The organism is Cupriavidus oxalaticus (assembly GCF_004768545.1).
Taxonomy (GTDB): Bacteria; Pseudomonadota; Gammaproteobacteria; order Burkholderiales; family Burkholderiaceae; genus Cupriavidus; species Cupriavidus oxalaticus_A.
Map to the genome: position 1 here is coordinate 428,709 of NZ_CP038634.1, position 13,002 is coordinate 441,710.

5 protein-coding genes are annotated in these 13,002 nt (G+C 70.1%); all 5 read left to right on the forward strand.

Translation table 11 applies throughout. The features are described from left to right. Positions 1-20 precede the first annotated feature (20 nt). The 5 genes from treS (at position 21) to E0W60_RS01930 (ending at position 12,802) form a co-directional block, all read left to right on the forward strand. The gene (gene treS / locus E0W60_RS01910) at positions 21-3,383 is read left to right on the forward strand and encodes a maltose alpha-D-glucosyltransferase (RefSeq protein WP_135702841.1); all 3,363 of its coding nucleotides are present in this window, start codon (positions 21-23) and stop codon (positions 3,381-3,383) included. Beyond that, on the forward strand, positions 3,380-5,668 hold the full coding sequence (gene glgB, locus E0W60_RS01915) for a 1,4-alpha-glucan branching protein GlgB (RefSeq protein WP_135702842.1): 2,289 nt from the start codon (positions 3,380-3,382) through the stop codon (positions 5,666-5,668). Before treS ends, glgB begins: the two co-directional genes overlap by 4 nt. Next, positions 5,665-7,905 carry a glycogen debranching protein GlgX gene (gene glgX, locus E0W60_RS01920; RefSeq protein WP_135702843.1) on the forward strand — a complete coding sequence of 747 codons (2,241 nt, stop codon included), beginning with the start codon at positions 5,665-5,667 and terminating at the stop codon, positions 7,903-7,905. Before glgB ends, glgX begins: the two co-directional genes overlap by 4 nt. Then, positions 7,902-10,154: a 4-alpha-glucanotransferase gene (gene malQ / locus E0W60_RS01925; protein WP_133094498.1), complete on the forward strand. Its 2,253-nt coding sequence runs from the start codon at positions 7,902-7,904 to the stop codon at positions 10,152-10,154. Before glgX ends, malQ begins: the two co-directional genes overlap by 4 nt. A gap of 104 nt (positions 10,155-10,258) precedes the next feature. After that, a complete protein-coding gene (locus E0W60_RS01930; protein WP_135702844.1) occupies positions 10,259-12,802 on the forward strand; it encodes a glycogen/starch/alpha-glucan phosphorylase in 2,544 nt (847 codons plus the stop codon). Positions 12,803-13,002 lie beyond the last annotated feature (200 nt).

Here is a 13,002-nt window from a genome sequence, read left to right on the forward strand (position 1 = left end):
CCGGCATACGTGGAGACACGATGAAACGCCTCACCGAAACCGCCAGCGCCGCGCTGCTCAATGCCGATCCGCTCTGGTACAAGGACGCGGTTATCTACCAGCTGCACATCAAGTCGTTCTTCGATGCCAACGGCGACGGCGTGGGCGATTTCGCCGGATTGCTGGCCAAGCTCGACTACCTGGTCAACCTGGGCGTCGACACCATCTGGCTGCTGCCGTTCTACCCGTCGCCGCGCCGCGACGACGGCTACGACATCGCCGACTACCGCAACGTCCATCCCGACTACGGCACGCTGGCCGAGGCGCGCCGCTTTGTCACCGCGGCCCATGCGCGCGGGCTGCGCGTGATCACGGAGCTGGTCATCAACCACACCTCCGACCAGCACCCGTGGTTCCAGCGCGCGCGCAAGGCCAAGCCCGGCTCGGCCGCGCGCAGGTACTACGTCTGGTCCGACCATGACCAGTCCTACGCCGGCACGCGCATCATCTTCTGCGACACCGAGAAGTCCAACTGGAGCTGGGACCCCGTCGCCGGCGCGTACTTCTGGCACCGTTTCTATTCGCACCAGCCGGACCTGAACTTCGACAATCCGCAGGTGCTCAACGAAGTGCTGTCGGTGATGCGCTTCTGGCTCGACATGGGCATCGACGGGCTGCGGCTCGATGCGGTGCCATACCTGGTCGAGCGCGAGGGCACCAGCAACGAGAACCTGCCCGAGACCCACGCCGTCATCCGCAGCATCCGCGCGCATCTCGATGAGCACTTTCGCGGCCGCATGCTGCTGGCGGAGGCCAATATGTGGCCGGAAGACGCGCAGCAGTACTTTGGCCTGACCGGCCCCGAACCGGAAGGCGACGAATGCCACATGTGCTTCCACTTCCCGCTGATGCCGCGCATGTACATGGCCATCGCGCGCGAAGACCGCTTCCCGATCACCGACATCATGCGGCAGACGCCGGAGGTGCCGCCCAATTGCCAGTGGGCGATCTTCCTGCGCAACCACGACGAGCTGACGCTCGAGATGGTGACCAGCAGCGAGCGCGACTACCTGTGGGAGGTCTACGCCACCGACCGGCGCGCGCGCATCAACCTGGGCATCCGCCGCCGGCTGGCGCCGCTGATGGAGCGCGACCGGCGCCGCATCGAGCTGATGAACAGCCTGCTGTTCTCGATGCCGGGCACGCCGGTGATCTATTACGGCGACGAGATCGGCATGGGCGACAACATCCACCTGGGCGACCGCGACGGCGTGCGCACGCCAATGCAGTGGTCGCCCGACCGCAACGGCGGCTTCTCGCATGCCGACCCCGAGCGGCTGGTGCTGCCGCCGCTGCAGGGGCCGCTGTACGGCTACGAGGCCGTCAACGTGGAGGCGCAGGCGCGGGACCCGCACTCGCTGCTCAACTGGATGCGCCGCATGCTGGCGCTGCGGCGCAAGCATCGCGCGTTTGGCCGCGGCACGCTGCGCTTCCTCTTTCCCGGCAACCGCAAGATCCTCGCCTACCTGCGCGAGTACGAGGGCGAGCACATCCTGTGCGTCGCCAACCTGTCGCGCGCGCCGCAGGCGGTGGAGCTCGACCTGTCTACCTTCAACGGGCGCGTGCCGGTCGAGATGATGGGCGCCACGCCCTTCCCGGCAATCGGCACGCTGACGTACCTGCTGACGCTGCCGCCGTATGGCTTCTACTGGTTCGTACTGAGCGACGAGGCGCAGCCGCCGTCATGGCATGTGGAGGCGCCTGAGCAGATGCCGGACCAGATCACCCTTGTGATGCAGAACATCGGCCGCCCCGAACTGACCGACGCGTCGCGCCGCGCCCTGGCCACCGAGGTGCTGCCCCACTACATCAGCCGGCGCCGCTGGTTCGGCGGCAAGCACGAGCGCATCGAGCGCGTCGGCATGGCGTACCTGCTGCCGTTCACGCGCGGCAGCAACGGCGAGGATGTCTACCTCGGCGAAGTCGAGGTGGCACTGCCCGGACGCACCGAGCGCTACCAGCTGCCGGTCGGCATCCTGTGGGACCGCGAGAGCCCCGACGGCATGTCGCAGCTGGCGCACGGGCTGTCGATGGCGCGCGTGCGCCAGGGCAGCCGCGTGGGGCTGGCCACCGACGGCTTCGTGGTCGAGCCGTTCGCGCGCGAAGTGGTGCAGGCGCTGCGCAAAGGCGTGGAGCTGCAGGCGGGGCCGGACCGGATCCGCTTTCGCGCCGAACCGGGCCTGGCGGCGCTGGAACTGGAGCGCGACCCGATCGAGTGGATGTCGGCCGAGCAGTCGAACAGTTCGCTGTCGTACAACAGCACCGCGGTGCTCAAGCTGGTGCGGCGGCTGTCCGGCGGCATCCATCCCGAGGCCGAGATGACGCGCTACCTGACCGCGCAGGGCTATGCGCATGCGGCGCCGCTGCTGGGCGAAGTGGTGCGAACCGGCGCCGACGGCGTGCCGCATACGCTGATGCTGCTGCAGGGCTATATCCTGAACCAGGGCAACGGCTGGGACTGGACCCTGGACTACCTGGGCCGCGCCATCGACGATGCGCTGCCGGCCAAGGAAAGCGAGGACGAGTTCGCCGAGGCCATGAACGGCTACGCCGCGATGGCGGGCACGCTGGGGCGGCGGCTGGCCGAGCTGCATGCGGTGCTTTCGCGCCCGACCGACGACGAGGCTTTCGCGCCGGTGCCCGCAACGGAATCCGACGCGCGCGACTGGGCCGCGCAGGCGCTGCAGGCGCTGGAGCGCGCGCTGGCGACGGTCGACCAGCGCGCCGACAGCGTACAGGGCTCGGTGCCGCAGACGTTCGACGCCGATGTGCAGACCCTGATGGCCGCGCGCGGCGAGCTGCCCGCGCTGGTCGAGCAACTGGCCAGGGCGGCGCCCGGCAGCCTGCAGACGCGCTTCCACGGCGACTTCCACCTGGGCCAGGTGCTGATCGCGCAGAGCGACACCTACCTGGTCGATTTCGAGGGCGAGCCGGGCAGGACGCTGGACTGGCGCCGGCGCAAGACCTCGCCGCTGCGCGACGTGGCCGGCCTGCTGCGCTCGCTCGACTATGCTGCCGCCACGGTCGGCACCGATCGCCAGGAACGCACCCATACCGAGCTGCCGCCGCAGCTGGCCGAACGCCGCGCGCTGCTGCTGGAGCGCTTCCGCAGCACCGCCAACGAGGCCTTCCTGCAATGCTACCGCCAGCATATGGAAGCTTCGCCCGCACCGTGGGTCGACCCGGCTCAGCTGCAGCCGCTGCTGGACCTGTTCCTGCTCGAACGCGCCGCCTACGAGGTCGACTACGAAGCCGCCAACCGGGTGGCGTGGATCGACCTGCCGGTCAGCGGGCTGGCGCGCCTGCTGCGCAAGCTGCTGGGGCAGCCGGGAGCCCAGCCATGACCGCCCCGACAACAACAACCCGCGGCGCTTCGCGCACCGGCATGCTGCCGGGACACGAACTCGATGCGCTGCTGGGCGCGCGCCACCATGACCCGTTCGCGGTGCTGGGCCCCCACCATGACGGCGACGGGCTGCTGGTGCGCGCCTGCCTGCCCGGCGCCGTGGCGGCGCAGCTTGCCGGCGCCGACGGCGCCACGCTCGCCGAGATGGAGCGGCTGCATCCCGGCGGCATTTTTGCCGCGCGCCTGCCCGGCAACGCGCATCGTGCCGCCGCGCCGGACTACCGCATCCGCGTGACCTGGCCGGACGGCACCGAGCAGTGCAGCGCCGACCCCTATGCCTTCGACCTGCTGCTGGGCGAACTGGACCTGCACCTGATCGCCGAGGGCCGCCATTTCGAGCTGGGCGAGTGCCTGGGCGCGCAATGGCAGCGGGTGGACGGCATCGATGGCGTGCGCTTCGCGGTGTGGGCGCCGAACGCGCGGCGCGTGTCCGTGATCGGCGAATTCAACGGCTGGCACCAGGCGCGCCATCCGATGCGGCTGCGCCATCCCAGCGGCATCTGGGAGCTGTTCGTGCCGGCCGCGCTGGGCGCCGGGCCGGGCAGCCGCTACAAGTACGACCTGCTCGACCCGCACGGCACCGAGCTGCCCGACAAGGCCGACCCGCTCGCGCTCGCCACCGAAGCGCCGCCGCAGACCGCCTCGGTCGTGACCGCGCCGGGCAAGGGCGCGCCGCCGTTCGAATGGCATGACGGCGACTGGATGGCGCGCCGCGAGGCCGCCGATCCCTACGCCCTGCCGATGTCGGTCTACGAAGTCCATGCCGGCTCGTGGCTGCTTGCCGCCAACGACAACCGCCATGGCTGGGACATCCTGGCCGACAGGCTGGTGCCGTACGTGCAGGAGCTCGGCTTCACGCATATCGAACTGCTGCCCATCACCGAACACCCCTTCGGCGGCTCGTGGGGCTACCAGCCGCTGTCGCTGTATGCGCCGACCGCGCGGCTGGGACCGCCGCAGGCCTTCGCCGCCTTTGTCGACCGCTGCCACCAGGCCGGCATCGGTGTGATCCTGGACTGGGTGCCGGCGCACTTCCCGACCGACCCGCACGGGCTTGCGCGCTTCGACGGCACCGCGCTCTACGAACACATGGATCCGCGCGAAGGCTTCCACCAGGACTGGAACACGCTGATCTACAACCTCGGCCGCAACGAGGTGCGCGGCTTCCTGCTGGCCGGCGCGCTGCACTGGCTGGAGCACTTCCACGCCGACGGGCTGCGCGTCGACGCGGTCGCTTCCATGCTCTACCGCGACTACAGCCGCGAGCCGGGGCAATGGGTGCCGAACCGCTACGGCGGCCGCGAGAACCTGGAGGCAGTCGCGTTCCTGCGCGAACTCAACAGCGTGGTCCATGAACGCTGCCCCGGTGCGCTGACCATCGCGGAGGAATCGACCGCGTGGCCCGGCGTCACCGCCAGCGTGGCCAGCGGCGGGCTGGGCTTCGACTTCAAGTGGAACATGGGCTGGATGCACGACACGCTGCGCTACCTCGGGCATGAGCCGGTACACCGCGCCTGGCATCACCAGGACATGACCTTCGGGCTGGTCTATGCGTGGTCCGAGGCCTTTGTGCTGCCGCTCTCGCACGACGAGGTCGTGCACGGCAAGGGCTCGATGCTGGGCAAGGTGCCCGGCGACCACTGGCAGCGCTTTGCCGGCCTGCGCGCCTACTACGGCTTCATGTGGACCCATCCCGGCAAGAAGCTGCTGTTCATGGGCAGCGAGCTGGCGCAGTGGCAGGAGTGGAATCACGACGCCGAACTCGACTGGGCGCTGCTGGACCACCCCATGCACCGCGGCATGCATACGCTGGTGCGCGACCTGAACCGGCTCTACCGCGAGCTGCCGGCGCTGCACGCGCTCGACCACAGCCCCGAGGGCTTCCAGTGGGTGGTCGGCGACGACAACCACAACAGCGTGTTCGCGTGGCTGCGCCGCGCCGCGCCGGGCAGCCGCGAGGTGGTGCTGGTGGTGGTCAACATGACGCCGGTGCCGCGCCAGGGCTACCGGGTCGGCGTACCCTTTGCCGGTACCTGGCACGAATGCCTGAACACCGACGCCGGGTGCTATGGCGGCAGCAATGTCGGCAACGGCGGCACGGCGACAGCCGTGGACGTGCCCTCGCACGGCCAGCCCGCCTCGCTGGCGCTGACGCTGCCGCCGCTGGCCACGCTCGTGCTGCGGCTCGAGCCGACTGCGGGTGCGCCAGGCGCCACGACATGACCCGACCGTTCGCGAACCGGCTGCTGCCCGGCAAGCCGTACCCGCTGGGCGCCCACTGGGACGGGCTGGGGGTTAACTTCGCGGTGTTCTCGGCGCATGCTTCGCGCATCGACCTGTGCCTGTTCTCCGAGAACGGCCGCAAGGAACTGGCGCGCCTGCCGCTGCCGGAATGCACCGACGAGATCTGGCACGGCTACCTGCCCAACGCCGCGCTCGGCACGCTGTATGGCTACCGCGCGCACGGCCCCTACGATCCCGCGCACGGGCACCGCTTCAATCCGCACAAGCTGCTGCTGGACCCGTACGCGCGCCAGCTGAGCGGGCCGGTGCGCTGGGCCGACGTGCTGTTCGGCTACCGCCTGCAGAGCGCGCGCGGCGACCTGACGCCGGACCGCCGCGACAGCGCCCAGAGCATGCCCAAGGCGGTGGTGATCGACGAAAGCTTCCATTGGGGCGACGACCGCCCGCCCGCCGTGCCGTGGCCCGCCACCGTCATCTATGAAGCCCACCTGCGCGGCCTGTCGATGCTGCGCGACGACCTGTTGCCCAACCTGCGCGGCTCCTTCGCCTCGCTGTGCGACCCGCGCTTTATCGACCACCTGGTGCAGATGGGCATCACCACCGTGGAGCTGCTGCCGGTGCAAGCGATCCTGCAGGACCGCTTCCTGCTGGAGCGCGGGCTGCGCAACTACTGGGGCTACAACACCATGGCGTACTTCGCGCCGGAACCGGCCTACCTGGGCACCGGGCAGCTGCAGGAATGCAAGGTGGCAATGCGGCGCCTGCATGCAGCCGGCATCGAAGTGATCCTGGACGTGGTCTACAACCACACGTGCGAAGGCAACGAGCTGGGACCCACGGTATCGTGGCGCGGCCTGGACAACGCCAGCTACTACCGCCTGATGCCGGGCGACGGGCGCCACTACATCAACGACACCGGCTGCGGCAACACGCTCAACCTGTCGCACCCGCGCGTGCTGCAGATGGTGATGGACTCGCTGCGCTACTGGGTGGAGTGCTACCACGTGGACGGCTTCCGTTTCGACCTGGGCAGCACGCTCGGGCGCGAAGGCAACGGCTTCGACCAGGGCTCGGGCTTCTTCGATGCGCTGATGCAGGACCCGGTGCTGAGCCGAGTCAAGCTGATCTCGGAACCGTGGGACCTGGGCCCCGGCGGCTACCAGCTCGGCAACCACCCGCCCGGCTTTGCCGAGTGGAACGACAAGTTCCGCGACGCGGTGCGCCGCTTCTGGCGCGGCGACGCCGGCAAGCGCGGCGAACTGGCGGCGCGGCTGGCAGGCTCGGCCGACCTGTTCGACTGGCGCCACCGGCGCCCGTGGGCCAGCGTCAACTTCATCACCGCGCACGACGGCTTTACGCTGGCCGACCTGGTCAGCTACAGCGCCAAGCACAACGAGGCCAACGGCGAAGACAACCGCGACGGCACCGACGACAACGCCAGCGGCAACTGGAGCCCGGACGGCAGCGTCGAAGGCCCGACCGACGACCCCGAAATCCTGGAGCGCCGCAGCCGCGTGGCGCAGGCCCTGATGGCCACGCTGCTGCTCGCGCAAGGCACGCCGATGCTGACCGCCGGCGACGAATGGGGCCGCACCCAGCACGGCAACAACAACGCCTACTGCCAGGACAACGAGATCTCGTGGCTGGACTGGAAGCAGGCCCAGACGCCTGGTGCGCAGCCGCTGCAGCACATGGTGCGACGCCTGCTCGCGCTGCGCCGGCGGCTGCACGCGTTCACCGGCGACCGCTTCGCCCACGGACGCCAGGAACCGGCGCGCGGCATCGCCGACATTGCCTGGTTCGATATCGACGGCAATCCGCCCACCCCCGAGGAATGGGCCGACCCGGAAATCCGCACGCTGGCGCTGCGCCGCGCCGCCGCGCCGCCGCAGCCCGAGCGCCCGCAACTGGGCTCGCTGCCGGAAGAGGAGGGAGACGAGGACGATGCGCGCACCGTGCAGGTGACGCTGATGCTGCTCAACGCCGGTGAGGCCGACGCGTCGTTTTCGCTGCCCGCGCCCAGGCTGGCCTGGACCCTGCTCTTCGACAGCAGCCGGCCGGAAGCCACCGAGTCCGAGCTTGCCGGCGATCCGGTGGACGAAAGCCAGGTGGTGCCGGGGCATTCGCTGGTGCTGCTGGCTGCCCCGGCCCGCAGCCGCGAGAGCCCGCACCAGGAAAGCCCGCCGCTGGGCGCGCCGCAGGAAACACAGGAATGACCCGACGCATGCACCGCAGCGCAACACCGCCGCCAACGCTACTACAGAAGCTGGCGCTGCGCGCCGACCTGCAGCCGCACTGGACGGATGCCTGGAGCCAGCCCCGGATCGTGTCCGACGACGCGCTGCGGCGCGTGCTGGACGGCCTTGGCCTGCCCTGCGCCACCCCCGGCCAGTGCGAGGCCTCGCGCGCCTGGCTCGCGGCCGATGACGCCGCCCACACGCTGCCGCCGCTGGTCACGGCCGAGCGCGGCCAGCCGGTGGCGGTGCCGTGGCCGCACACGCTGCCGCAGCGCGCATACCGGCTGACGCTGGAAGACGGCGCCATCGTGAGCGGCACCGCCGTGCGCGCGCACGCAGACGGCAATCCGGCCGGCACCATGCTGCTGCCGCCGATCGACGTCTGCGGCTACCACCGGCTCGAACTGGGCGATGCGCAAACGGTGCTGGCAGTGGCACCGGCGCGCTGCTACGGCGTGGCGGACGCACTACGGCACGCCAACCGTGCAGCCACGGGCGCCGGCGCACGCCCCTGGGGGCTGGCGGTGCAGCTCTACAGCCTGCGCCGCGGCGCCGACTGCGGCATGGGCGACCTGACCGCGCTGGCCCGGTGCTGCGCCAGCGCCGCCGCCCTGCACGCCGACGCGGTCGCGATCAATCCGCTGCACGCCGGCTTTGCCGCGCTGCCGCAGCGGTACAGCCCGTATGCGCCCTCCAGCCGGCTGTTCCTGAACCCGCTCTACGCCGATCCCGCCGCGGTGTTCGGCCAGCAAGCGCTGGACGCGGCCATCGCGGCGCTCGGCATCGGCGAGCGGCTGGCGGCACTGGAAGCGCTCACGGAAATCGACTGGATCGTGCTGGCGCCGCTGCGCTATGCCGTGCTGCACTGGCTCTGGCAGCGGCGCGAGACCCTGCTGCCACGCGCGGCGCTGGACGACTGCGCCGCCTTCCGCGCCCGCGGCGGCACGGCACTGCATGCGCATGCCTGCTATGAAGCGATCCAGGCGCAGCGGCTGGCCACGGCCAGCAATGGCATGAACCACGCATCGGCGCCGGACTGGCGCTGCTGGCCGGTCACGCTGCGCTCGCCCGCCGACGCCGCGGTGGCGGCCTTTGCCCGCGACCACGCCGACGACGTGGGCTACCACGCCTTCCTGCAATGGCTCGCCGCCGATGGCATGGCGCGTGCGCAGCGCGCCGCGCGCGACGCCGGCATGGCGGTTGGCGTGGTCTGCGACCTGGCGGTCGGCGCCGACCCGGGCGGCAGCCAGGCCTGGACCCGCCAACAGGAAATACTGGCCGGCTTCCATGCCGGCGCGCCGCCGGACCTGTACAACCCGCTCGGCCAGGACTGGGGCGTGGCGGTGTTCACGCCGCGCGGCCTGCGCCAGAACGGCTACGCCGCCTTCCTGGAAATGCTGCGCGCCAACCTTTCCCATTGCGGCGGGCTGCGCATCGACCACGTGCTGGGCCTGGCGCGGATGTGGCTGGTGCCCGCGGGCGCATCCGCCAGTGACGGCGCCTACCTGCGCTACCCGCTCGAAGACCTGCTGCGGCTGGTGGCGCTGGAATCCTGGCGGCACCGCGCCATCATCATCGGCGAGAACCTCGGCACGGTCCCGCCCGAACTGAACGCGGCGCTGGCCGCGCGCGGCGTGCTCGGCATCGACGTGCTGTGGTTCCAGCGCGAGGAAGTGAAGGCGGCAGAGGCCGCGGCCGATCCGGCCACCGAAGCAGACCCCGCGCCGTTCCAGCCGCCCGCGCAGTGGCCGCCCGAAGCCATCGCCACCACGTCCACGCACGACCTGCCCACCGTCGCCGGCTGGTGGGCCGGACGCGACCTCGACTGGCGCGACCGGCTGAAGCTGCTCGCGCCCGGCGAATCCCTGGCGCAGGCCCAGGCAGGCCGCGCCCGCGAGCGCAGCGCGCTGTGGCGGGCGCTGAGCGACGCCGGGTTGTGCCACGGCCCGGAGCCCGGTCCGGCGCACGCACCGCTGGATGCCGTGCTGGCCTGGCTGGGTACCGCGCGCACGGCGCTGCGCGTGGTGCCGCTGGAAGATCTGCTGGGCGAGGCCGAGCAGCCCAACCTGCCCGGCACCACCAGCGTCCATCCCAACTGGCAGCGCCGGCTCGACCCCGACGTACGCGCGCTGGCCGACATGCCGGCGCTGCGCGCCCGGGCGCAATCGATCCGGCAAGCGGTTCGCAGTGGCCGCCACGGCACCCTGCATCCGCCGCCGCGCGGCTAGCCACCATGGAGGTGGCGCCGACCCCACCCGCGCCGCGATCCGGGCGCGCACCGTTCCCCCCATCCGCTAAGCTTGACCCACCAGCATGCGCAGGAGGTTCCGCCATGAAGGAAGTGATCCGGCCCGAGCACGCCGACGACACCCGTACCGCGCTGTCCGGCGCCAGCCTGCGCCGCGCGTTCCTGGACCACGTGTTCCATACCCAGGGCAAGCTGCCCGGCCACGCCAGCCAGAACGACCTCTACCAGGCCGCGGCGCATACCGTGCGCGACCGCCTGGTGCAGCGCTGGATCAGCACCGCCGAAGCCTACCTGGGCCAGCCTTCGCGCACTGTGGCCTACCTGTCGGCCGAGTTCCTGATGGGCCCGCACCTGGGCAACAACCTGATCAACCTCGGCATCTTCGACGAAGTGCACGAGGCCATGGCGGCGGCCGGGCTCGACCTCGACCGCATCCTGGAGCAGGAAGTCGAGCCGGGCCTGGGCAACGGCGGCCTGGGCCGTCTGGCGGCGTGCTTCATGGATTCGCTGGCGACGCTGGAGATCCCGGCGCTGGGCTACGGCATCCGTTACGAATACGGCATTTTCCAGCAAACCATCATGGACGGCATGCAGGTGGAGAAGACCGATACCTGGCTGCGCAACGGCAACCCGTGGGAGATCCAGCGCTCCGAATGGGCGGTGCAGGTGCGCCTGGGCGGCCACACCGAGCACTACACCGACGACCGCGGCCACTACCGCGTGCGCTGGGTGCCGGCCAAGACCGTGGCCGGCGTGCCCTTCGATTCGCCGATCCTGGGCTACCGCGTCAATACCGTGAACACGCTGCGGCTGTGGCGCGCCGATGCCACCGAGGCCTTCGACTTCCATACCTTCAACCGCGGCGACTACCTCGGCGCGGTGAGCAAGAAGGTGACGTCGGAGAACCTGACCAAGGTGCTCTACCCCAACGACGAAACCGCGCAGGGCAAGGAGTTGCGGCTGGAGCAGCAGTACTTCTTTGTCGCCTGCTCGCTGCAGGACATGCTGCGGCTGCTGGCTGTCGACGGCATCCCGGTGACGCGCTTCCACGAGAAGTTCGCGGTGCAGCTGAACGACACGCACCCGGCGGTAGGCATCGCGGAACTGATGCGGCTGCTGGTCGACGAGAACGACCTGCCCTGGAACCAGGCGTGGGACATCACCCAGCGTGCCTTCGCCTACACCAACCACACGCTGCTGCCCGAGGCGCTGGAGCGCTGGCCGCTGCCGCTGTTCCAACGCGTGCTGCCGCGCCACCTGGAAATCATCCTGGAGATCAACGCGCGCTTCCTGGACGAGGTGCGCATCCGCTTCTACGGCGACGAATCGCGGCTGTCGCGGCTGTCGCTGATCGACGAGCACGGCGAGCGCAATGTGCGCATGGCCAACCTGGCGTGCGTCGGCAGCCATGCCATCAACGGCGTGGCCGAGCTGCACTCGCGGCTGATGCGCGAGGACGTGCTCAAGGATTTCTACGCGATGTGGCCGGAGAAATTCACCAGCATCACCAACGGCGTCACGCCGCGGCGCTGGCTTGCGCTGTCCAACCCGAGGCTGACGCGGCTGGTCACGGATGCGATCGGCGATGGCTGGATCTCCCACCTCGAACGCATCCGCGTGCTCGAGCCCTATGCCGACGACGCCGGCTTCCGCCGGCAATGGCAGGCGATGCGCCGCGCCAACAAGGAAGACCTGGCGCAGCTGATCCGCGACACCACCGGCGTGGTGGTGGACCCATCGTCGATGTTCGATGTGATGGTCAAGCGCATCCACGAATACAAGCGCCAGCACCTGGCGGTGCTGCACGTGATCGCGCTGTACCACCGCATCAAGTCCGACGCGCACGCCGAGATCCAGCCGCGCACCTTCCTGTTCGGCGGCAAGGCCGCGCCGGGCTACGAATACGCCAAGCTGATGATCCGCTTCATCACCTCGGTCGCCGACGTGATCAACCGCGACCCGCAGGTGCGCGACCGGCTCAAGGTGGTGTTCCTGCCCAACTTCAACGTCACCTTCGGCCAGCGCATCTACCCGGCTGCGGACCTGTCCGAGCAGATCTCGCTGGCGGGCAAGGAAGCCTCCGGCACCGGCAACATGAAGTTCGCGATGAACGGCGCGCTCAACATCGGCACCATGGATGGCGCCAATATCGAACTGCGCGAGGCCGTCGGCAACGACAACTTTTTCCCGTTCGGCCTGACCGCGCCCGACGTCTATGCGCTGCGCGCGAGCGGCTACGACCCGGCCGCCTACTATCACGGCGACCCGCAACTGCGCGCGGTGATCGACCTGGTGCAGCAGGGATTCTTCTCGCGCGGCGATCCGGCGCTGTTCCGCCCGCTGTTCGATCCGCAGGCGGGGCACGATCCCTACCTGCTGCTGGCGGACTTCGCTTCCTATGTCGAATGCCAGCAGATCGTCTCCGACGCCTACGCCGACCCGGATCGCTGGCAACGCATGTCGGTACTGTCGTGCGCGCGTTCGGGCCGTTTTTCGTCGGACCGTGCCATCCGCGAATACTGCGAGCGCATCTGGAACGTCGAGCCGGTACCGGTGCGGCTGCTGCACCGTGCCAGCGGCGCGCCGTGGCAGGTTGATCCGGGTGCCCAGGGGCCGCGCGCGGCATAGCCATGCAGGCGCAAGACGCGCGCGCAGTGTGCGGTATCGCATGCGCGGGGCGCCGCATGCCGGGCAGTACTTTCTACAATCGCCCTTGTAACAAAGCTTTCGGCCCGGCCGCCCGCCTGCCCGCGCGCCGCACCGCAAAAGCGCCGTTCTGCTGGCATGGAGTTCGCATTGCGCTAGGGCCGCCGCAAGGCAACTTCCAG